Source organism: Pseudomonas beijingensis, from assembly GCF_030687295.1.
GTDB classification, from domain to species: domain Bacteria; phylum Pseudomonadota; class Gammaproteobacteria; order Pseudomonadales; family Pseudomonadaceae; genus Aquipseudomonas; species Aquipseudomonas beijingensis.
In genome coordinates this window covers 3,462,775-3,486,109 of record NZ_CP117425.1, presented here as the reverse complement: position 1 = coordinate 3,486,109, position 23,335 = coordinate 3,462,775, and the positions used below count along the sequence as shown (strand labels likewise).

The window sequence follows — 23,335 nt, the reverse complement described above, 5'->3', positions numbered from 1 at the left end:
CCCCATGATACGTTTCTGCCCCAACTGCAAAACCGAGCGCGCCCTCCAGGAAATGTTCTGCGAAGGGCTCATTCAGGAACAACCCTGCGGCTGGGACCTCGCTGGCGAACCCATTCATGCCGCCGGCTGGCGGCCGCATGCCGTCGTCACGGAGCAAACCCTCCCGCCGGTCAGTCCGACTCAGGGGAATGCCCCTGACCTGCTCTGCGAAAATGGGCACCCGATGGTCGATGGCGACCTGATGTGCCTTGAATGTGGCAGCTCACCTGCGCAAGCAACGTCCTACGACGCCCGGCCAGACAGCAGCGAACCAGAGGGTATCCCCCAGAGCCTGATCGATGGTTGGCGCCTGATCCGTCAGATCAGCAGCACCGACGGTGTGCGAGAGCGCTACCTCGCCGAGCACGAGGAAACCGCGCAACAGGCGGTCCTGACCCTGTATCGACCCGGCGCCGAACCGGACCCGGCGATCTATGATGTGATCCGCCGACTGCCACGCGAGCACGTACCCGAAATCATTGCCACCGGCCGCTGGGATGACCGTGCCTATGAGGTCATTGAAGAACTCACCGGCGGGACCCTGGCAGAACTTGGCAGCGTGATCCGCGACAGCGACAGCGTGCACCATGTGGTCAACGAACTGGGCCTGGCGCTGCATGCTTTCAACGAGGCTGGCCTGCGCCATCGTGACCTGCGCCCAGCCAGCCTGCTGGTGCGTTCCCGCGAACCGCTGGACCTGGTCATCAGCGGCTTCGGCTCGGCACGCCTGTCCGAGTTCGACCTGGACATCGTATCGCCACTGGAAACCAGCCGCTACATGGCACCCGAAGCCATCGCAGGCGGCGTTGCGGCTGCCTCGGACTGGTGGAGCCTGGGTATGATCCTGCTCGAGCAACTAACCCAGGGCGCTTGCTTCGACGGCATCAATGCCAATGCATTTCTTATTCACGTGCTGGCCAACGGAGTACCGATCCCCGACAACCTCGACCCGCGCCTGAACCTGCTGCTGCGAGGTCTGTTGGCACGCGACCGTCATCAGCGCTGGCAATGGCCGCAGGTCGAAGGCTGGCTCAACGGTATTATGGTCGAGGCTCCGGCCTCTTCCGTCCAGCAAACGGACGATGGTGAAGGCGCGACCCTACTGCTGGGCGAGCGCCGCTTCCACAAGCCCGGCGTATTCGCCCTGGCGGCAGCCCAGGCGGATAACTGGCAACAGGCCTTGGACCATTTGCTGCGCGGTGTGATCGTGACCTGGACCGAGCAGGTCGGTCTCGCCCCTTCTCTGGTCGCTGGCTTGCGTCAGGTCGTTCAGCACGAAGGGATTGAGGACGACTTCCGTTTAATGCTGGCGCTGAGAATCCTCAATCCGGAAATCCCGTTGATTCATCGTGGTGACATCGTCACACCAGGATGGCTACTGGAGCACCCACTGGAAGGCTATCGCCTGATCAGCGGGTCGGTCCCGGACCTGCTTGAGCAATTGCAGACCGACAACTGGCTGTCGCGTCTCAAATCCCGCGCCGAAAACGTACGTCAGCGTGCCCTGCACCAACACATCGAGTTGGTCGAAGAGCAACTGCGGATATTCCTGCTATCGACCTCGCGCGCCAAGCTGTCCACGCAATGGCAAGAGCGCCAACGCCTGTTTCCAGACACCGACCATCCGGGACTGTCCTCACTGTCGGAGCGCCGGGTGATCGCCGAAGAAGATCTGATCGTGCTGCTCAGCGCGGCGATCAGTCAGTTCCGTTCGGGGGCCTCGATAGTAGAGTCCGCCGCCGAGCTGGCCAGAGCTGCCGATGTCGGTTGGTTCGACTCCGAAGCGGCGACCCAACTGCTGTTGCATTCGCGACTTGAGCTGTACCGCAGTGTCGATGAGCGCATCCAAGGCTTTGCCCGTTGTGGCGTGCCGGTAGTGGACGAGTGGGCCGAGCAGTTCCGCCTGGAGCGACGTATGCCGTTGGCTCAGGCACTGGTGTTGCTGGCTATTCCGTCCAGTCATTGGCTGGAACCACAGAAACAGCAGTACGTCTCACAGATTCTCGACTTCTTCGAGAAGAAGGTGGTGACCGCAGTGATGCGCGGGCCACTGGTGCGTATGAGCATCGGCAAGACCACCGCACGGGTCGACATCAGTGAACTGAACAGCGAGCGCAGTCCGGCCGCGGCTTTGCTCGATCACCTGCTGCAACGTAATGCCCGGGCAGTGAACCTAGACCCAGAGAGTTTTCAGCTCAACGGCCAGCTGGAATCGCGCCTGCATGCCCTGTACCGGCAAAGCGCGCTGTACAAACGCGACACCGGTATCGACGGCCTGTACCTGGGCTTCCCTTTCCTGCTCAATCGCGACCCTCGCGGCACCACGCGTACGCGGATCATCCCGCTCCTACTGTGGCCAGTGAAACTACTGCTGGAGCTGGGTTCTCGTGGTCACGCCGCCTTGGCGTTTGACAGTGAGCGTGAAGAAGTGCGACTCAACCCGGCGTTGGAAAGCGTGCTCGGCGCCGAAACCTGCAAACGCTGGCGCAAGACCGCCGATGAACTGCTCGGCCGCTCGTCAATTCGTGCGGCGGATGTGATGGACGCCTTCGGCATGCTCGCCACCATCCGCTCACGCACCCTTGGCAACCTGCCCGCGAGCACCGTGGAGATCGCGCCCTACCAAGACGAGCTGGACTGCGCGGCGGTGCTGTTTCACGTGACCTTCATGGGGCAAGCCATTGGTGAAGACCTGCGCCAACTGAAAACCCTGTCGCCCGCCGGTACCGGCCTGGAAACGGCGTTGCGCCTCAAGACCGCCGATGAAACCACGCACGCGGCACCACCAAGCGAGCTGCAACGCTACTTCACCGTGGCCAGCGATCCCTCCCAGGAAGCGGCCGTGATCCAGGCCCGACAAAGCCCGGGACTGCTGGTCGAGGGGCCGCCCGGAACCGGCAAGAGCCAGACCATCGTGAACATGGTCGCCGACGCCATCGGCCGCCAGCGCAGCTTACTCATCGTCTGTCAGAAGCATGCTGCGCTGGAGGTCGTGTACAAACGCCTGGTCGCCGAAGGCCTTGGCCAACGCATCGTCATGCTCAATGACGTCAACCGCGACCGCGAACCCGTCATTCGCAATATTCGCGAACAACTGGAAAGCCTGTTCACGAACGGCAGCCAGCCGCAGGGCTGGCAGCGCCAGCGCGAACAGGTCGCGGCCCGCATCGAGGCCCTGGAGGGCGAGCTCGACCGCTTCCACCAGAGTCTGCATCGCCTGGATGAAAATACCGGCCTCAGTTATCGCAGGCTGCTCGGCGAGTTGATTGAATTGGAATCCGGCCCGGCCCCGCTCGAGTTTCCGGCCCTGCGCCAACGCCTGGCCTCCCTGGACCTCGCTAGCCTGACCCGTTTGGAGGAAAGCTGCGCCCCTCTGATTCGCCTGTGGTTGCCCGCGCGCTACGAAGGCAGTCCATTGGCCCAGTTGCAGTCGTTCGCCGCCGACCGGGCGACCTTGCAGGCTTTCACCGACAATCTGCACAGCTTCACCCAAGCCGAACACAACCGTCAGGCCACGCTGCAAGCACACCCTGCCAGCTTCGAAATCGACGACCCGATGCCGTACCGTAACTGGATAGCGGCCCATGTCGCAGCCCTGCTCGACCTGAAGCAAGAGCAACGTCTGCGCCTTGCGCGGTGGCTACCGCTTTTCCGCAGCCGCGAAGCGGGCCCACCCCCACGGGGAGAGTCGATTCTCGGCGAACTACAGCAACTGGACCAGCAACTCGGCCAACTGGATCAGGACCACTACGCCCCCGCCTTGTCACCGGCCCTCTGCCTGCTCGAAAACAAGGCCCTCAGGCATCTGGATCAAGACTGTACCAAGGTTATGGCTGCCCGGTCCCTGGTTGGCGAACATCAATCCGCTGCATCTGCTGCGGCGCAAGCGACTGCGCAACTTCCTTCAGGACCAGGGGGAAAGCCGTGTTAGTGAAGCGCTACCAACCCTACAGGCAGCCATCCGCATTGAAAGCCAGTGGCGACCATTGCGCGCCGAGCTGAGCACCCTGCACCAGGCGTTGGAACTGGAAGCTGTGAGTCGGCAAGCCTGCCTGGAATTGATCAGCTTCGTGAAGAGCGACATCCGTCACCTGCTGGAAATCCAGGCGCTGGCCATGGCGTTGGCGCAATCGCCTCGCGCCCGGCAGGCCGACGAGGCCGCCCTCGCCGGCGACAAACAACATCTCGAGGCGTTGCTCAGCGATCTCGATGCTTCGCTGATGCGCCATGGCGTTCGCCAATCCAGCCTCGAGCAACTCAAGATCCTCGGCGACTGGCTGGGCGATGAGCTGGTGCAGCAACTGCAGCACGCCATCGAGCACAATCTGAGCAATCAACTGTCTCTTGATCGGCTGCATGAAGCGCTGCCCTTCCTGGCCGCCTACCAGGCATTCCGCGGGCGCGCCACTCAGTTGACAGCAGCCGACCTCGAGCTGCTCGCATTGCTGCGCCAACGCCAGGAACAGTTGGACAACATTGCGCCCGAGCAGCTTGAAGCCGCGGTGCGGCGCCTACTCAACCGCGAAGCTCGACTGGGTTGGAAACACCGCGTCGAGCAAACCAATCCCGAACTGCTGTTCAGCCAGGACGAAGCCCGTGCCAAAGTCGCCAGCCTCGCGCAAGCCGATGCGCAGATGCGGCTGCTCAATCGCGAGCTGCTGGCCAAAGCCATCAACCTTGATCACCTGGGTAACCGCAAACAATGGGAGGATGTCACTCGCCTGACTGGCAAACGCTCACGACGCCTGCGCGAATTCATTGAACTGGGCAGTAACTTAGGCCTGATGAGCCTACGCCCGGTGTGGTTGATGAACCCGGACGTCGCCAGCCGTGTGCTACCGCTCAAGGCAGGCCTGTTCGATACCGTTATCTACGACGAAGCCTCACAGATGCCGGTTGAGTTCGCCCTGCCAACCCTGTTCCGCGGCCAGGTCACTGTTGTCAGCGGCGACGAGAAGCAAATGCCGCCGACGGCATTCTTTTCCAGTCGCATCGAAAGCGACGAAGCCGAAGTGTTTGACGGCGACGAACCTGATGAAGATGCGGATGAGGAACAGCGCGAAGCGTTCGAAGATACTTGGAACCGTCGTGAGATCAAGGATTGCCCCGACCTGCTGCAGCTGGCGCGCAACGCCCTGCCCAGCACCACATTGCAAATCCACTACCGTTCGGCCTACCGTGAACTGATCGGATTTTCCAACGCCTCGTTCTATGGCAATCGCCTGAACGTTCCGGTCCGTCACCCGCTAGCGAGCATCCAGCGCATCAAGCCGCTGGAGCTGATCCAGGTCGGTGGGCTGTATCAGAACCAGAGTAACGCCCAAGAAGCCGAACGGGTCGTCGAGTACCTGAACGAATTGTGGCAGCAGCCTTACGACCAGCGACCCTCGGTGGGTGTCGTCACCTTCAACCGCAAGCAGGCCGACCTCATCGAGGAGCACTTGGAGCGGCGGGCTGAGCAGGATGAACTGTTCCGCGCCGCCTACACCCAGGAGCGCGAGCGCAGCGAAGACGGCGAGGACATGTCGGTGTTCGTCAAGAACGTGGAGAACGTGCAGGGGGATGAACGCGACATCATCGTCTTCTCCTCCACCTTCGGTCGCAACAGCCAAGGCACATTCCGCCGAAGTTTCGGCGTACTGGGGCAGACGGGTGGCGAACGACGCCTGAACGTGGCGGTGACCCGCGCGCGGCGTAAGGTGGTAATGATCACGTCGATGCCGATCGCCGATATCTCCGACATGCTCAACACGCACCGTGCCCCCAACAGCCCGCGAGACTATCTGCAAGGCTATCTGGAATATGCTCGCGCGCTCTCCTCGGGCGAGTTCAGCAACAGCACCAAGTTGCTGGAGCGCCTGCAGACCGACCGCAGCAGCCAGCATCGTGAGCAAGGTCAGCAACGTGATGGCTTTGTCAGGTTGGTCGGTGAATTCATTCATTCCCTGGGATGGCAGGCCGCTCCCGCCAGTGAAGGCGACGCTTTCGGTCTCGATTTCGCCATCGAGAATCCAGACACGGGCCTGTATGCAATCGGCATCGAGTGCGATGCGCCTTGCCACAATCTGCTGGAACGTGCCCGCGCCCGGGAAATTTGGCGCCCGTCCGTGCTGCACCGCGCCATCCCGCACATCCACCGTGTGTCGTCACAAGCCTGGTATCACAACGGCGACAGCGAACGCTCGCGGCTGCGTGAAGCAATCGAACACGCCATGCAAGTCGAGCAGCCGCTGCAACCCAGCCCTACTTCAGTTGATACGGAAATCTGCCAATGAGTGGTCCCAAGGTCGTTCGCATTGTTACCCGCGAAGAAATCATCGCCATTTGTGAAGGCCACCTGCAACGGCTGGAGCGCGCCGCGGACCGCTGGCAGACACAGGCTACAAGACTTGGAGAACTCAGCGAACAGGAGCGCTCCGCCTCCCTGGAGCGACACGCTCGCCTTCGCGCTCTGCTGGCGGAAGACCGATTGGCGGAACTGCAGAAGGCCGTGCCAGTAGAGATCGAGCACCTGCGCCGTGACCTGGAAGACCGCGAAGAACGCGCGATCATTCGCGCCGCTGAGCGACGCCAACGCGACCGACGCGTCCATGAAAACGCAAAAATCCTGCTTGATGCTTTGCAAGCCAACCCCGAAAGCGTCGATCAAGCCTTGCTGGAGTCCCTCTCACGATTGGCCAACGGTGCTAGTCAGGAAGATGCCGAGCGTCTGCTGGCCGAGGGTTTCGCCCACTTGAGCAAGGCAAGCGAGAAGCCAACACTGAGCGATACCCAACGCAGCCTGGCGCAGCAACTCAAGGTCGACGAACCCGAGGTTTCCCTGCGCGAATGGATTGCGGCCCGGGAACCGGATGCAACGCGCGACGTACGGCTGCTACGCATTGACCGCCACATAGTGGAGCTGCAACTGCTGCAAGGCGCTGAGTGTGCCGCGCCGTTCCTCTTGGCACTGGAAAGAGCTGAAACGGAAACCGATGCCAAGCGGCGTAACCTGCTGCTCGACAGCCTAGTACTCGACCTCGCCGCGTCCGCCCGAAACGTCCGACGCCAACGCGAGCGCCTCGAACAACTGCAGGATCTGGCTAGCGAAGTCAAAACCTACACAGGCATCGAACACGCGACCTTGCTCGGTCATATTGGCGCTTGTACAACCGACACCGAACTCTCGGTAACCACCGGACTGATCGCGCAGGGTAAAACGCTTATCGCGTCCCACTTACAGGACCAGGCCGCCCTCGCCCGCCGCGAAGCCGTGCTCGACGGCTTGGCCAGCCTCGGCTACGAAGTGCGCGAAGGCATGGCCACTGCCTGGGCAGAAAACGGCAAGGTCGTGCTGCGCAAAACAGCTATCCCCGGCTACGGAGTAGAAGTGGGTGGCAAAGCCGACAATGGCCGTCTGCAGGTTCGCGCCGTAGCCCTCAGCAGCGATCGTGACAAGGCGCGGGATCGCGACATAGAAACCATCTGGTGCGGCGAATTCCAGCGGTTACAGACCCTGTTGGAAGACAGGGGCAGCGAATTACTTATCGAGCGTGCGCTTTCGGTAGGTGAGGTCCCGCTTAAAGAAACGAACATCTCCCTGCCGGACGTGGGAACAATCACAGGTCAGCAAAAGACTCTTCATCAGTAAACCGCAAGCTGTTGTCGACGTGCTCTGCCGTTAGGCACTCAGAACCGTGTGAGCTTGCATCGGGTCTTGTAGCTACCACCTTAGGGCGTAGTTGAGCCCGCCTCATCGCTACAGATAAGTTATTTCTGAGCGCTACTTGCGTAGCACAACGACCAGAGCCAGCGGGTACGACCCTGCCGTATTCTGCGTAGCAAGTTCAACATACTGGTTTCCACATAGATCAAGCAGCACAACACCACATCTGGTGTCGATGAAAAAACATAAAGGACAACATCTAGCAACCTAAAAATAGAAATAGGGTCTTGCGAAGCCGAACGAAGCGGACTATGTTGTGCTTGCGAACGGCAAAAAACACTACATGATGTGTTTCGACCTGCCATTCCAATCCTGCATGTGTGATATACCCATATGACGTAGGAGATTTAACGATGACTGATCGACGCCCAATCAATAAAAACGTCAACGTTCCGAAGCCAGGAGGTGGAGAACAGCCTCGCTCCCGGAACCAGGATGGCCAAATCCGAGACAAGCGTAGCGACGCAGGCAAGTCTCGCAGCAAATAATCCTCTCACTTTAAGCGTCGCTTGGCTGCCTCTCTAACGTCAGGCGGCGCTCATACATGATTTCGAAGCGATGCTGAGGGATATGCGCCGTCAAAACTGCACATTGTCGATAAGAGGCCAAAAACAAGGTATCGCGTGGGACAACCTCGCGCGGCATCTCAGATTTGAGCAAGCTTGCTTTGTTCCATTGAACGAAAGGATCTGGAACGCCTTCCTGAGCGATTGAATGGGATAATTCCCCCGTACTGCTGGATATATCGACGCTTCCAAATTTCAAGCACAAAAAAAGCCACTCATCTGAGTGGCTTTTTTCTGAATCTTGGAGCGGGAAACGAGACTCGAACTCGCGACCCCGACCTTGGCAAGGTCGTGCTCTACCAACTGAGCTATTCCCGCGTCTTGGTGTGGCGCATTCTATAGATTCAGATTACGCCGTCAACCCTTTGATTCAAAAAAGTTTTATTTGGGCTCTACATCCGTCCGCAGATGCGGCCAGGCGGCGCGCAAGTATTGGACCATCGACCACAGCGTCAGCCCAGCGGAAACCAGCAGCAATGCATAGCCCAACAGCACCCAGAAGCTGAAGTCCGACGGGTTGGCCAGCAGGATCACCAGCGCCAGCATCTGCGCGGCGGTTTTCCATTTGCCCAGGTTCGACACCGCGACCTGGGCGCGGGCGCCCAGCTCGGCCATCCATTCACGGAGCGCCGAGACGACGATTTCGCGGCCGATGATCACCGCCGCCGGCAAGGTCAGCCAGAGGTTGCCGTGTTCCTGTACCAGCAGCACCAAGGCCACCGCGACCATCAGCTTGTCGGCCACCGGGTCGAGGAAGGCACCGAACGGCGTGCTCTGCTCCAGGCGTCGAGCCAGGTAACCATCCAGCCAGTCCGTCGCGGCGGCGAAGGCGAAGACCGAGGCGGAGGCCACGTAACTCCAGTGGTACGGCAAATAGAACAGCAATATGAAGATCGGAATGAGCAGGACGCGTAGAACGGTAATCAGATTTGGGATATTCATCGGCACAACTGGCTACAAGGTTGACGGGCATTCTACTCGCTGTGCAGGTTTGCATAAATCGACTCTGCGAGCTTTTTACTGATACCGGGTGCTTTGGCTATCTCCTCGATGCTGGCACGAGACAGTTCCTGCAATCCACCAAAATGTTTCAACAAGTCGCGACGGCGCGTCGGACCGACGCCTGCCACACCCTCCAGTGTAGACGTACGGCGCGTCTTGCCACGACGGGCACGGTGTCCGGTGATGGCGAAACGGTGGGCTTCGTCGCGGATCTGCTGGATCAGGTGCAGCGCCGGCGAATCGCCCTTGAGGGTGAACTCATGGGCGGCATCGTTCAGGTACAAGGTCTCGAAGCCGGCCTTGCGCGTCGCGCCCTTGGCCACGCCCAGCAGGATCAGGTCGGGGACCATCAGCTCATTGAGCACATCGCGGGCCATGGACAACTGGCCTTTGCCGCCGTCCACCAGAAGGATATCCGGCAACTTGCCCTCCCCGTCCTTCAGCTTGCCGAAGCGTCGCATCAATGCCTGGTGCATCGCCGCGTAGTCATCGCCGGGCGTGACGCCTTCGATGTTATAACGGCGGTAATCGGACTTGATCGGGCCTTCCGGACCGAACACCACGCAGGACGCCACGGTTGCCTCGCCACTGGAATGGCTGATGTCGTAGCACTCCAGCCGTTGCGGCGGCTCGTCCAGGTTAAGGACATCGGCCAGGGCATCGAACCGCGCCGCCACATGCTGACGGTTGGCCAGGCGCGCACCCAGGGCCTGTTCGGCGTTGGTCACGGCCAGTTGCTGCCAACGGGCACGGGTGCCGCGAACGCGGTGGCTGATGGTCAGTTCGCGACCGCGAAGCTTGTCGATGGCTTCGATCAGGGCCGGGAAATCTTCATGGACCACGTTGACGATCAACTCGGCAGGCAAGTCGCGTTCCGGACTGCTGATGTAGTACTGGCCCAGAAACGCCGCCATGACCTCGGCCACGTCTTCCTCGATACCCACTTGGGGGAAGAAGTTCTTGCTGCCCAACACGCGACCACCGCGCACGCTGATCAAATGCACGCAGGCGCCACCCGGGTTGATGAACGCGGCGATCACATCGACATCGCCGCTGCCACCTTCCATGCTTTGCTGGTCCTGCACCCGGCGCAGCAGGCCGATCTGGTCGCGCAGCTCGGCGGCCCGTTCAAACTCAAGGTTGACCGCCGCGTCCTCCATGGCTGCCGACAACTCGTCGGTCAGCGCATTGCTGCGCCCTTCCAGGAACATCACCGAATGACGCACGTCCTCGGCGTAGACCTGCGGCTCGACAAACCCCACGCAAGGCGCCTTGCAGCGCTTGATCTGGTACTGCAGGCAGGGCCGGGTGCGATTCTTGTAGTAGCTGTCTTCACACTGGCGAACGAAGAAGGTCTTCTGCAGCAGGCTAAGGCTTTCACGAATCGCGCCGGCGCTGGGGTAAGGGCCGAAATACCGCCCCTTGGCCTTCTTCGCCCCGCGATGAATGCTCAGGCGCGGAAAGGCCCCGTCGGACAGGAACACGTAAGGGTAGGATTTGTCGTCGCGCAGCAGGATGTTGTACGGCGGGCGCCATTCCTTGATCAGCGTCTGCTCGAGCAGCAGCGCCTCGGTTTCATTGGCGGTGATCGTCGTTTCGACTTGCGCGATGCGCCCCACCAGGGCGGCAGTCTTCGGCGCTAGGCCGGTTTTGCGGAAATAACTGGCCAGGCGTTTCTTGAGGTTCTTGGCCTTGCCGACATAAAGCAGGCGCGCGTCGCTGTCGAACATGCGGTACACGCCGGGGCGACCGCTGCAGGTGGAGAGGAACGCGCTGGGATCAAACAATTCAGTCATTTTCAGGCGCTGGCATCGACCATGCCGTGGCGCACGGCCAACAGTGTCAATTCGACGTCACTGCTGATCGAAAGCTTCTCGAAGATACGGTAACGGTAGGTGTTAACGGTTTTAGGCGACAGGCACAGCTTGTCGGAGATGATCTGCACCTTCTGGCAACCGACAATCATCAGGGCAATCTGGATTTCCCGCTCCGACAGTGCATCGAAGGGCGAATCGTTGGTCGGCTGGAACGACTTGATCGCCAATTGCTGGGCGATCTGCGGGCTGATGTAGCGTTGCCCGGCAAAAACCAGACGAATGGCCTGGACCATCTCGTTCAAGCCGGCGCCCTTGGTGAGGTAGCCCGCCGCGCCCGCTTGCAACAGCCGGGTGGGGAATGGGTCCTCTTCGCAGACGGTCACCGCGACCACCTTGATGTCCGGGTGACTGCGCAGCAGCTTGCGCGTGGCTTCAAGACCGCCGATGCCGGGCATCTTGACGTCCATCAACACCACGTCGGGTTTCAATTCACGCGCCTTGATCAGGGACTCTTCCCCGGATTCAGCCTGGCCAACTACCTGCAAGCCATCGATGTCAGCCAGCATTCGTGTAATGCCCGTACGGACGAGATCATGGTCATCGACCACTAACACCCTAATCAAGCAGACACCTCACGATTTGGTCTTATTTGGGTTGCACAACACCTTAGCAAAAAGCATCCGGCAGACCTAGCGCAAAGGGACAGATAAAAGTTACAACGCATCTTTATCGGCACGGCATCCGAGGCTTCAAGCACCGACGTCTCGCTGCATCCTCAGGAAACACTCGTCCTCGCCCACGACACGCAGCCCCATGCGTTCGTACAACGCCCTGGCCGGATTATCCTTGAACACCGTCAGGCGCAGCGCCGGCCGACGTTCCAGCGCCACCAGGTCCCAAACCTGTCCGATCGCCCAGGTCCCGGCGCCCTGCCCGCGGAACGCCTCGCTTATCTGCAACTCCCGGATATACAACGCCCGGGCATCACGACTGAGGCTCACAAAGCCCAGCGCCTGGCCTGCACGGCTGATTATCCAGTTCTGGCGAATGATCCAGGCCAGATCGAATGCTTCGTCCTGCCAGAGCAAATCATGCCTGAGGTAATAAGGAAGCATGTTGTCGCAGGTCAGTTGCCGGGCGAAGTCGATGTCCCCGTTCGTTGCAGCACGCCACTCAAAGCTCATGAGGACTTCATCCGCCGTTGGTCACCGGCACGACTTGCCCGGCCCAGCCGTTGGCGTCGCGGCGGGCAACCACCAACAGCTCGCCCGTGCCTGGCGCCGCTGCGAGCAGCGAGCCATCAGGGCCCCAGATGGCGCTGCGGCCAGCCGATTCCCAACCGCCAGTGACGCCGCCATGATTAGCCATCAGCACGGTCATGGCATGCTGTCGGGCATAGCCTTGCAACAACGTCGTATCGGCCACGTAGCCACCCTCGGTGATCAACACCCCCGCTGCATACAGCGTAGCGCCCTGCCCGGCTGCCGCGGCCGCATGGCTGGCGTGGGAAAAATCGGCACACACCGCCAGGGCGATGTGATCCTCCCCCATTGTCAGCATCGAGCCACCATGGCCCGGAGCGAAGGCGACTTCTTCCCCTGGGTGCAGATGTTGCTTGCTGTACACCCCGAGGGAGCCGTCAGCGCCGAGGACCAACGCGCCGATCAACACCGGAGCGTCGGCCGACAGTCGAATGGGCATGCCCACCACGGCGGTCAGGCCGAGTTCCCGCGCCAGGTCACGCAGCGGTTGCAGTACGGCATCCTGCGGCAGGATCGCCAGATCCGCCGCCAGGCCACGTTCGTAACCGGTGAGCGACAATTCCGGGAAGACCAGCAACTGCACGCCCTGCTCAGCGGCAGCCTGCATGAAACGCTGATGACACGCGAGGTTGGTGCGAATGTCTCCCGCGACGGAAATCGACTGGGCGGCGGCGAAGGCTGGAACGGTCATGGGTCATCCCTGGGAGGTGGTGCAAACCTGAAGTGTGTCATAAAGCCCGGCGGACTCAAGCCAGAGCGAACAATTGCATGCCCTCGATAGAATTTTCTGATTGAACCGCCGCCCCGCCCTCTAGTAAGCTCAGGGCCATTCATCGGAGACAGACCATGTTCAACGCCCTCTCACCGCTTAACACCGCCAGCGCCCCGCGCTCGGTTGCGGCTGCCCGGGCGAACAGTGTTCAAACTCCGGTCAGCTTTTATTTTGGGTATTGGTTTAGCCACTGGCGCGCCTGATACCCAACCGGCGCCCACTTTAAACGGGTCGCCTTCCAGAGTTTTCCAAACCCCCGGTCGGCCTCCCGACCGGGGGTTTTGTTTTTCCGGCCCCAGACATTCGCAACACCAGACAACTTGAGGATTGAGCCATGAACTACGCCACTTATTACCGTTACGACAGTTTTTCCGCCTGGCGATTTACCAGCCCCCGCTCGGGACAGCCTGCCGCCTCCGATCGGTCACCTACCGGTGGCAAGCCTCAATTTCGGGCCCATACGGCCAACTGTCGAACACCCCACTAGGACCGGCGCGGGAACGAACCCGCCGCCCGTCCAGGAAGCCAAAATCATGAATTCGTCCGTCTCTGCTTTGCCGCTGTCCACGCTCAACCCTGCCAACGAAGCCCTGACCCTGCGTCTGCCAAGCTCGTTGCAACTCAAGCATCAATTGCCGCTCAACACCGCGTTGAGCCACCAAGTGGACGCCCATCGCCAGGCGATCCGCGCGATCCTAGACGGTGAAGACTCCCGCCTGCTGGTCATCGTCGGCCCCTGCTCGATCCATGACCCCAAATCCGCCCTCGAATACGCCTCCAACCTGGCTCGCCTCGCCCGCGAAGTGAGCGACAGCATGCTGCTGGTCATGCGCGCCTACGTGGAAAAGCCCCGCACGACTGTGGGTTGGAAAGGCCTGGCCTACGATCCAAGCCTGGATGGCAGCGACGATATGGCCGCCGGCCTGACCTTGTCCCGGGAGCTGATGCGCGAAATGCTGCAACTGGGCCTGCCCGTCGCCACCGAACTGTTGCAACCCATGGCCGCCAGTTACTTCGATGACCTGCTCAGTTGGGTCGCCATTGGCGCTCGCACCACCGAATCACAGATCCACCGGGAAATGGCCAGCGGCCTGGGCATGCCGGTAGGGTTCAAGAACGGCACGGACGGCGGGGTTGGCATTGCTTGCGATGCGATGCGCTCTGCCGCCCACCCCCATCGGCATTTCGGCGTCGACAGCCAGGGACATCCGGCGATCATCCAGACACCGGGCAACCCCGACACCCACCTGGTGCTGCGCGGTGGCCATCGCGGACCGAACTATGATCGCCAGAGCGTCACGCAGATACACAGTGACCTGACCCGCCTCAAGATACCGGCGCGGATCATGGTGGACTGCAGCCACGCCAACAGCGGCAAAGACCCGTTGCGCCAGCCGCAGGTGTTCAATGACGTGCTGGAACAACGGCTGCAAGGGAACCGCTCCCTGATCGGCATGATGCTCGAAAGCCACCTGTTCGAAGGCTGCCAGCCACTGGGTCCGTCGATGCGCTACGGCGTCTCGGTCACCGATGGCTGCCTGGGCTGGGAGTCCACCGAGCAGCTGTTGCGCGAGGCTCATCGCCGGTTGCAATTGCCCGCCTGAGTCCCGAACCCGCCTTCCCCTGGAACCAGGGGTAAGCATGGGCCCCTTTGTGGGAGCGAGCTTGCTCGCGATGGCGTCAGTTCAGCCAGCATTGATGTTGCCTGACCCAATGTCATCGCGAGCAAGCTCGCTCCCACAAAGGCTGTGCAGGCCTTAGATCAGCGTCTTGGAACGCACCCGGACCGTCACCCACTCGGACCGCTGGCTGACGTCATCCAGGCGCTCGACCTGATAGAACACACTCACCGACCTGCCGCGCTGGTCCTGCCAGTAACTTGCAGGCATCACAAACACCACCGGTTTACCTGCCGTGGCCTCAGTGATTTCGCGCTCCAGGACATAAGCGGAGTTGCCGTTGCACTGCAACCAGACCAGCTCGCCCGCCTCAAGCCCGGGATCATCGATGACAATCGTTACCCCCTCTTGCAGCTCGTCGGCCTCCAGCCACCCTTCGTTCATCTCCCGAATCTGAAGGGCCTTCAGCGCAGGGCGCTGCAGCGGGCCGATATGCAACGACAAAGGCTCAGCCCGACGCACCGAGTGTCCACGCCTGACGACATAAGCCAAGGCCAGGTCGTGTCCCACATGGGGCGCGATCAGCGAATGATCGATCCAGAGCGATACCTCACGGCCAACCGCATGAGCTTCTATATCCAGTACATCGCGCCACAGCGCTTTGAAATCCTTGCTGGCAGTCAGGATCACGCGATCGCCGACCGCCATCCTGGCGTAGGGTCGAATGCTCACCCAGGTGCCTTCAGGCACCCGGTTCGGATCGAGGCTGCCTCCCACCGCATCGTTGGCAATGGCGGGCAGCAGTTGCGGCGATGCATCGCCGATCTCCAGTTGCAGGTGCTCCGAAACCAGCGCGGTCGGCAACCGCTTGCCCGTCACCTGGTAGGAGATCTCCAGCGAGCCGCCGTCCAACTCGGCGATATGCGGTTCGCGCACGACGAACACAACGTCTCGCCCCACCTGCCGCTCCGTGACGAACCCGGCCACGTCATGCCGGTAGGGTTCGCCATCGTTGTTGAGGCCGTGCCAACGCAGCAACACCTCATCCCCACACGTCATCATGGGATAAGGCTTGACGGTCACCACGGTGTTGCGCCAAGCGGGGTTGATCACCCCGTCCCTGGCCGCTGCCAGGACCGGTGGCGGCAGCCTTGTTGCAGAGGTTGAACGGAATCGTTGAAGCGATGGATAGGTGATCATGTACAGGCTCCAGTCCTTGGATGAAGGCATCGTTTGCATAACGGTGCCCGGGGGAGCCATTAAAACCCGCTCGCGCCAAACCCGCTGCCAGACAAGACGACAGCTGAAGTGGTCCTTGGCGTTCGAACCTGTAGCTGCAAACGACAGCGGCTATAGGAGGCCTCCTACATCCTCAAGTAGCGGCGGATTACTTCGCTCTCTTCCCACTTTTTTTATGCCGGTTTCCTTGGATCAGGGCGGTTTCTTCCTACACCGCACAGGATGAGCCTGCTTTAGAGTGAAGTCGCAAACTCAAGGTGAACCTCTTCGAAAAAGGTACGAACATGCAACGGAATGCAACCACTCAATTTCCCATCCTGTTGGTCCATGGGTTGTTCGGGTTTGACAAGGTCGGCGGCGTCGAACTTTTCCATGGCATCAAACAGGCCCTACGCGCAGGCGGTGCTCGGGTGTTCATCCCGTACTTGTCGGCCATCCACTCCAACGAGGCCAGAGGCGAACAACTGCTGGCCCAGATCGATCGGGTGCTGGTCGGCACCGGCACCACCCGGGTCAACCTGATCGGCCACAGCCAGGGTGCGCTGGCCGCTCGCTATGCCGCCGCGCTGGCACCCGACAGGGTGGCCTCGGTCACGTCGGTCAGCGGCCCCAATCATGGTTCTGAACTGGCCGACTTCTTGCGCAAGGCCCTTACTCCCGGACGGCTGCCAGGGCATGTGGCGAGAGGCGTCGCCACGCTGTTCGCCGATTTCATTTCATTTTTGAACGGCCAGGCGCAGCTATCGCCGGCCGCCGTCGCCGCGCTGGCGACGCTGACCACCGAGGGCGTGGGCGCCTTCAATGACAAATATCCCCAGGGCCTGCCGAAGCACTGGGGCGGGGACGGCCCGGCCAGGGTCAACGGCGTGCGCTACTACTCGTGGAGCGGCACGCTGCGAAAATCGACGGACGAAGAACAAGAGCCTTTGCAGGCTTTCTGCCGGGCCTTTTCCGAGTACTTCATCACCGAAGCCGGGCAGAACGACGGTCTGGTCGGGCGTTTCAGCTCGCACCTGGGCAAGGTCATTCGCTCCGACTATCCCATGGACCACCTGGAGGCTATCAGCCCGGGAGGCGGCAAGACATGCAAGGGGGTAGCCCCCACAGAGCTTTACCTGCGCCACGCCGAGCGCTTGCGCAAAGCCGGCCTTTGATCGCCAAGCCCAAGGTTTTGACGCAATTTTGACAACACCCCGCCAATGAATCCGGTAGGCTCAGCACCTTTAAATACATCGAAAGGAATTTGCCCCATGGCCAAAGCCACTGCCCGCCACATCCTGGTTTCCACCGAAGACAAGTGCAACGAACTCAAGGCCCAGATCGAGGCTGGCGCCGATTTCGCTGAAATTGCCAAGGCCAACTCCTCCTGCCCGTCCAGCCGTCAGGGCGGCGACCTGGGTTCGTTCGGCCCGGGCCAGATGGTCAAGGAATTCGACACCGTGGTGTTCAGCGCACCGCTCAACACCGTCCAAGGCCCGGTCAAGACCCAGTTCGGCTACCACCTGCTGGAAGTCACCAGCCGCCAGAATTGATGGTCCCTTGTGGGAGCAAGGCTTGCCGCCGCGATGAACGATAACGCGGAACAGCTGTTGGACCGCGGCGCAGCAATCGCGGGCAAGCCTTGCTCCCACAGGCATTGCTCCTACAGGCATTGCTCCCACAGGCCTTGCTCCTACAGATAATCCCTCGCCACAAGGGCTGGCGATTCAGGCGCCGCTCGCGTACAAATCGTCTCATCGATCACCCGGCTCTAAGGCTGACAATGCGACTGGCGTTCCCTTCACTGCTATTGATTGCCGTGGTCCTGCTGACAGGCGCTGCCGCCGTCGATGCGGCACCGCAACATGCCCTGACCGTCTATGGCGAACCCGCCAAATATGCCGAAGGCTTCGGCCACTTCGCCTACGCCAACCCCCAGGCACCAAAGGGCGGGACCATGCGCCGCTCGGCTGTGGAGATTGGTCACTTCGACCACATCCTGCCCTACATCGACAAAGGCATCGGCGTCAGCCAGATCGACGGGATGCTGTATTCGCCCCTGGCCCAGCGCTCCCTGGACGAGCCCTATACCGTCTATGGCCTGGTGGCGCAGAAGATGGAGCGTGCCGACGATGGCTTGTCACTGCGCTTCTACCTGAACCCCAAGGCCCGCTTCGCCGATGGCAAGCCCATCACCGCCCAGGATGTGCGCTACAGCTTCGAGCTGTTGATGACCCAAGGCAGCCTGCGCTATCGCACCCAGTTCGCGGCGGTCAAGGACGTCGTGGTCGAGGACGAGCGCACCGTGCGCTTCAACTTCAAGAACAACGAAAGCCGCACCCTGCCCCTCGACATCGCCACCCTGCCGGTCTTTCCCGAACATTGGTGGAAGACCCGCGATTTCGCCAACGGCGGTGGCTACGAGGCGCCACTGGGCAGTGGCCCTTACCGGGTGAGCAAGGTCGATTCCGGGCGCAGCATCACGTTCGAGCGCAATGCCGATTGGTGGGGCAAGGACTTGCCGGTCAGTCGCGGGCTCTACAATTTCGACCACTTCAGCATCGAGTACTTTGGCGACACCGACGTCGCCCGCCAAGTGCTGCGCGGCGGCGCCTATGACTACAATCGCGAGTTTTCCGCCACCGGCTATTCCATCGGCTATGACGGCCCGGCCCTGCAGGACGGCCGTCTGCAAAAAGCCCACCTGGCCAAAGAGGCGCCCCAAACCGCCCAGGGTTTTGTCTTCAACCTGCAAAAACCGCAGTTCCAGGACCGCCGCGTGCGCCAGGCCCTGGCCATGCTCTGGGATTTCGAATGGAGCAACCGCCAGATGATGCGCAACGTCTATGTGCGTCAGCAGAGTTACTTTTCCAACACTGACCTCGCCGCCCGCAAACTGCCCGATGCCGGCGAGCTGGCAATTCTGGAGCCGTTGCGCGGGCAGATTCCCGACGAAGTCTTCACCCAGGTCTTCCAGGCCCCGAAAACCGACGGCAGCGGCGTGATCCGCGATAAGCAACTGCAAGCCCTGGCCTTGTTGGAACAGGCCGGCTGGAAACCCGACGGCGACCGTCTGGTGAATGCCGAGGGCGAACCGCTGAGCTTCACGTTCCTGAACAGCCAGAACGGTATCGACCGCCTGCTACTGCCCTACAAACGCACCCTGGCGCAAATCGGCATCGACATGAGCATCCGCCGCATCGACGCGTCCCAATACGTCAATCGCCTGATGAGTCGCGACTACGACATGATCATCACCGGCTACCCCGTCAGCACCTCGCCGGGCATGGAACTCTATAATTACTTCGGTTCGGCGGCCGCCAACGATCCGGGGGCCAACAACTACATGGCCTTGAAGAACCCGGCGGTGGACGCGCTGATCGACGGCTTGGTCAAGGCCACCACCCAAGCCGACATGCTGCGCCATGCCCATGCCCTGGACCGGGTGCTGCAATGGAATTACTACTGGATCCCCAACTATTACCCGCCGGGCAGCTCGACCGTGTGGTGGAACCGCTTCGGCATGCCAAAGGTTCAGGCCAGCAATGACGAGGCCATCGAAAGCTGGTGGGAAGTGAGCACCACACCGCTGACCAACGAGCAGATGCGCGCCGAACGCATCAGGCGCGGCACACCCGGAGGGCCGCATTGATGTGGGCTTATATCGCGCGACGCCTGTTGTTGATCATCCCCACCCTGGTAATCATCCTGCTGGTGAACTTCGTCATCGTGCAGGCCGCGCCCGGCGGGCCGGTGGAACAGGCCATCGCCCATCTGCAAGGCATCGGCGGCGGCAGTGTCGGCAGCTCGGGCAGTGAGATGAGCGGCAGTTCCCGCGCCAGTCGCGGCCTGGACCCGCAACTGATCAAGGACATCGAGAAACAGTACGGCTTCGATAAACCGGCCCACGAGCGCCTGTGGCTGATGCTCAGCAGTTACGCCCGCCTCGACTTCGGCAAGAGTTTCTTTCGCGGTGCCACGGTCACCGACCTGATCCTGGAAAAGATGCCGGTGACCATTTCCCTTGGGCTCTGGGCAACGCTGATCACCTACCTGGTGTCGATCCCCCTGGGTATCCGCAAGGCCGTGCGCCACGGCTCGGCATTCGATGTGTGGAGCAGCACGGCGATCATCATTGGCTACGCCATGCCGGCGTTCCTCTTCGCGATGTTCCTGATCGTGATGTTCGCCGGCGGCACCTCGCTGAACTGGTTTCCGGTGCGCGGGCTGGTCTCGGACAACTTCGAGTCGCTGTCGACGCTGGGCAAGATCGCCGATTACTTCTGGCACCTGGTGCTGCCGGTCACCTCGCTGGTGATCGGCGGCTTCGCCACCCTGACGATCCTGACCAAGAACTCGTTCCTCAATGAAATCACCCGCCAGTATGTGGTCACGGCGCGGGCCAAGGGCATGAGCGAACAGCGGGTGCTCTACGGTCACGTGTTCCGCAATGCGATGCTACTGGTGGTCTCTGGCATTCCACAGGCGTTCATCAGCGTGTTCTTCGCCGGCTCCTTGCTGATCGAGGTGATCTTTTCCCTCGACGGCCTGGGACGCATGAGCTACGAGGCCGCGGTGTCCCGGGATTATCCGGTGGTGTTCGGCTCGCTGTTCATCTTCACGCTGTTCGGCCTGCTGATCAAACTCATCGGCGACCTCTGCTACACCCTGGTGGACCCGCGCATCGACTTCGCCGCGAGGAATGCCTGATGTTCAAGCTTTCTCCCTTGGGCCGTCGACGCTTCGAACGTTTCAAGAAAAACCGTCGGGGCTGGTGGTCGCTGTGGCTGTTCATCAGCCTGTTCATCCTGAGCCTGGGCGGCGAGTTGATCGCCAATGACAAGCCACTGGTGGTCAGCTATCAGGGCTCGCTGTATTTCCCGGTGTTCAAGCGCTACACCGAGCAGGAGTTTGGCGGGCAGTTGCCGTTCCAGGCCGACTACCGCAGCAGCTACGTGCAGAACCTGATTCACAAGGACGGCGGCTGGCTGTGGTTTCCACCGATCCCGTTCAGCGACGACACCCCCAACTACGACCTCAATCAACCGGCGCCGAGCCCACCCTCGACGGTGAACTGGCTGGGCACTGACGACCAGTCCCGGGATGTGCTGGCCCGGGTGATCTTCGGCGCGCGGGTGTCGATCCTGTTTGCCCTGGCCCTGACCGCCATCAGCGCGCTGATCGGTATCGCCGCCGGTGCGTTGCAGGGCTATTACGGCGGTTGGGTGGATCTGCTCGGGCAACGCCTGCTGGAAGTCTGGTCCGGACTACCGGTGCTCTACCTGTTGATCATACTGTCCGGTTTTGTGGAGCCGAATTTCTGGTGGCTGCTGGGGATCATGGCGCTGTTTTCCTGGCTGGCCCTGGTGGACGTGGTCCGCGCCGAGTTCCTGCGCGGGCGCAACCTGGAATACGTCAAAGCCGCCAGGGCTCTGGGCTTGTCCGACCGCAAGGTGATCGTGCGGCATATCCTGCCCAACGCGATGAACGCCACCTTGAGCTATCTGCCCTTCATCCTTACCGGGGCGATCTCCACCCTCACCGCCTTGGATTTTCTTGGCTTCGGCATGCCGGCCGGGAGCGCCTCTCTGGGGGAACTGATCGCCCAGGGCAAGCAAAACCTGCAAGCACCGTGGCTGGGACTGACGGCGTTTTTCACCTTGGCGCTGATTCTTTCCCTGCTGGTGTTTATCGGCGAGGCGCTGCGCGACGCCTTTGATCCACGCTCTTGAAAACAGCCATGAAGCGGAACCTTGAGATGAGCAAAAACCTGATCGAAATCCGCGACCTGAGCGTGGCCTTCAACGACCAGACGGTGGTGCGCAACCTGTGCTTGGATATCCGCCCCGGCGAATGCCTGGCCCTGGTGGGCGAGTCGGGCTCCGGCAAGTCGGTGACGGCCCATTCGATCCTGCAATTGCTACCCGAGACCGGCACCCGCACCACCGGCAGCATTCGCTATCGCGGCCAGGAACTGCTGGGAGCCGAGGCCAAGACCCTGCGGGAGTTGCGCGGCAACCGCATTGCCATGATCTTCCAGGAGCCGATGACCTCGCTGAACCCGCTGCACAGCGTCGAGAAACAGATCGGTGAAACCCTGATGCTGCACCGGGGCCTGGGCGGCAAGGCGGCGCGTCAGCGCATTCTCGAGCTGCTGGCCCTGGTGGGCATCCAGAAACCCACCGAGCGACTCAAGGCTTACCCCCATCAACTGTCCGGCGGCCAGCGGCAACGGGTGATGATCGCCATGGCCCTAGCGTGCGAGCCGGAACTGTTGATTGCCGACGAACCGACCACGGCGCTGGACGTGACCGTGCAACGCAAGATCCTGCTGTTGCTCAAGTCCTTGCAGCAACGCCTCGGCATGTCCTTGCTGCTGATCAGTCACGACCTCAACCTGGTGCGCAGCATCGCCCAACGGGTGTGCGTGATGAAGGCCGGGGAAATCGTCGAGCAGGCGACGTGCGAAACCCTGTTCAGCGCACCGAAACACCCCTATAGCTGCGAGTTGCTGCACGCCGAGCCGGAAGGCGAAGCCCTGCCCCGGGACGAACGCGAAGACGTGTTGCAGGTGCGGGACCTGCGCGTGAGCTTTGCCCTGGGTGGCGGGCTGTTCCGGCGCAAGGAATATTTGCGCGCCGTGGACGGTATCAGCCTGAGCATCCAGCGCGGCAAGACCTTGGGCATCGTCGGCGAATCCGGTTCCGGCAAGTCCACGCTTGGCCAGGCGATCCTGCGACTGATCGAGTCCGAAGGCAGCATCCACTTCCAGGGCCAAGCCCTTGAGCAGTTATCCCACAAGGCACTGCGGCCGTGGCGCAAGAAAATGCAGGTGGTGTTCCAGGATCCGTTCGGCAGCCTCAGCCCGCGCATGTCGGTGCAGCAGATCATCAGCGAAGGCCTCGAAGTCCACAGCCCGTCCAGCCCCAAGGAGTGTGAAGCACGGGTGATCCAGGCCCTTGAGGAAGTCGGCCTCGACCCGCAGAGCCGCCACCGCTACCCCCATGAATTTTCCGGTGGCCAGCGCCAACGCATCGCCATCGCCCGGGCCCTGGTGCTCAAGCCGGCCCTGATCCTGCTGGACGAACCGACCTCGGCCCTGGACCGCACCGTGCAGAAACAAGTGGTCGCGCTGCTGCGCCAGCTCCAGGAAAAGCACGGCCTGACCTACCTGTTCATCAGCCATGACCTGGCGGTGGTCCGCGCCCTGGCCCACGACATGATCGTGATCAAGGACGGCAAAGTGGTCGAGCAGGGCGCCAGCCATGACGTGTTCGACGCGCCCCAGCATCCCTATACCAAGGAGTTGTTGGCGGCGGCGCAGCCGCAGTAATC

The 23,335-nt window shown here is 61.4% G+C and carries 14 protein-coding genes, 1 tRNA gene and 1 pseudogene; 9 read left to right on the top strand and 7 right to left on the bottom strand.

Annotation, left to right across the window (positions count from 1 at the left end):
- The first annotated feature begins 4 nt into the window (after window positions 1-4).
- Window positions 5-6,314 (top strand): annotated as a pseudogene (locus tag PSH84_RS15800) (AAA domain-containing protein).
- A complete protein-coding gene (locus PSH84_RS15795) occupies window positions 6,311-7,669 on the top strand; it encodes a coiled-coil domain-containing protein (protein WP_305470522.1) in 1,359 nt (452 codons plus the stop codon). The pseudogene PSH84_RS15800 and the gene PSH84_RS15795 overlap by 4 nt, the downstream one beginning before the upstream one ends.
- Window positions 7,670-8,552: 883 nt before the next feature.
- Here PSH84_RS15795 and PSH84_RS15790 read toward each other — a convergent pair.
- The 6 genes from PSH84_RS15790 to PSH84_RS15765 form a co-directional block, all read right to left on the bottom strand.
- Window positions 8,553-8,628, bottom strand: a tRNA-Gly gene (locus tag PSH84_RS15790).
- A gap of 63 nt (window positions 8,629-8,691) precedes the next feature.
- Window positions 8,692-9,252 (bottom strand): CDP-diacylglycerol--glycerol-3-phosphate 3-phosphatidyltransferase, encoded by a 561-nt coding sequence (gene pgsA, locus PSH84_RS15785; protein WP_018608070.1) that lies wholly within the window; start codon window positions 9,250-9,252, stop codon window positions 8,692-8,694.
- Between the two features lie 32 nt (window positions 9,253-9,284).
- Window positions 9,285-11,108, bottom strand: a complete 1,824-nt coding sequence (uvrC, locus tag PSH84_RS15780; protein WP_122568227.1) for an excinuclease ABC subunit UvrC — start codon at window positions 11,106-11,108, stop codon at window positions 9,285-9,287.
- Between the two features lie 2 nt (window positions 11,109-11,110).
- Entirely contained in the window at window positions 11,111-11,752 is a 642-nt protein-coding gene (gacA, locus tag PSH84_RS15775) for a response regulator transcription factor GacA (protein WP_003200277.1), read from the bottom strand.
- Between the two features lie 126 nt (window positions 11,753-11,878).
- Window positions 11,879-12,313 (bottom strand): GNAT family N-acetyltransferase, encoded by a 435-nt coding sequence (locus PSH84_RS15770; protein ID WP_122568226.1) that lies wholly within the window; start codon window positions 12,311-12,313, stop codon window positions 11,879-11,881.
- Window positions 12,314-12,320: 7 nt separating this feature from the next.
- Window positions 12,321-13,082, bottom strand: a complete 762-nt coding sequence (locus PSH84_RS15765) for a carbon-nitrogen hydrolase family protein (protein WP_305470521.1) — start codon at window positions 13,080-13,082, stop codon at window positions 12,321-12,323.
- A gap of 614 nt (window positions 13,083-13,696) precedes the next feature.
- Here PSH84_RS15765 and PSH84_RS15760 point away from each other — a divergent pair.
- On the top strand, window positions 13,697-14,767 hold the full coding sequence (locus tag PSH84_RS15760) for a 3-deoxy-7-phosphoheptulonate synthase (RefSeq protein ID WP_305470520.1): 1,071 nt from the start codon (window positions 13,697-13,699) through the stop codon (window positions 14,765-14,767).
- A 153-nt stretch (window positions 14,768-14,920) separates the two neighbouring features.
- Here the strand turns inward: PSH84_RS15760 and PSH84_RS15755 are convergent, their stop codons facing one another.
- Window positions 14,921-15,982: a hypothetical protein gene (locus PSH84_RS15755; RefSeq protein ID WP_305470519.1), complete on the bottom strand. Its 1,062-nt coding sequence runs from the start codon at window positions 15,980-15,982 to the stop codon at window positions 14,921-14,923.
- A gap of 323 nt (window positions 15,983-16,305) precedes the next feature.
- Here PSH84_RS15755 and PSH84_RS15750 point away from each other — a divergent pair, with 323 nt between their 5' ends.
- The 6 genes from PSH84_RS15750 (at window position 16,306) to PSH84_RS15725 (ending at window position 23,333) form a co-directional block, all read left to right on the top strand.
- Window positions 16,306-17,175, top strand: a complete 870-nt coding sequence (locus PSH84_RS15750; protein WP_122568416.1) for an esterase/lipase family protein — start codon at window positions 16,306-16,308, stop codon at window positions 17,173-17,175.
- 96 nt (window positions 17,176-17,271) lie between these two features.
- On the top strand, window positions 17,272-17,553 hold the full coding sequence (locus PSH84_RS15745; protein ID WP_305470518.1) for a peptidylprolyl isomerase: 282 nt from the start codon (window positions 17,272-17,274) through the stop codon (window positions 17,551-17,553).
- A gap of 230 nt (window positions 17,554-17,783) precedes the next feature.
- The gene (locus PSH84_RS15740; protein WP_305470517.1) at window positions 17,784-19,652 is read left to right on the top strand and encodes an extracellular solute-binding protein; all 1,869 of its coding nucleotides are present in this window, start codon (window positions 17,784-17,786) and stop codon (window positions 19,650-19,652) included.
- Window positions 19,652-20,710 carry a microcin C ABC transporter permease YejB gene (locus tag PSH84_RS15735; protein ID WP_122568220.1) on the top strand — a complete coding sequence of 353 codons (1,059 nt, stop codon included), beginning with the start codon at window positions 19,652-19,654 and terminating at the stop codon, window positions 20,708-20,710. The genes PSH84_RS15740 and PSH84_RS15735 overlap by 1 nt, the downstream gene beginning before the upstream one ends.
- Window positions 20,710-21,732 carry an ABC transporter permease gene (locus tag PSH84_RS15730; RefSeq protein WP_122568219.1) on the top strand — a complete coding sequence of 341 codons (1,023 nt, stop codon included), beginning with the start codon at window positions 20,710-20,712 and terminating at the stop codon, window positions 21,730-21,732. The genes PSH84_RS15735 and PSH84_RS15730 overlap by 1 nt, the downstream gene beginning before the upstream one ends.
- Before the next feature lie 26 nt (window positions 21,733-21,758).
- On the top strand, window positions 21,759-23,333 hold the full coding sequence (locus tag PSH84_RS15725) for an ABC transporter ATP-binding protein (protein ID WP_305471176.1): 1,575 nt from the start codon (window positions 21,759-21,761) through the stop codon (window positions 23,331-23,333).
- Window positions 23,334-23,335 lie beyond the last annotated feature (2 nt).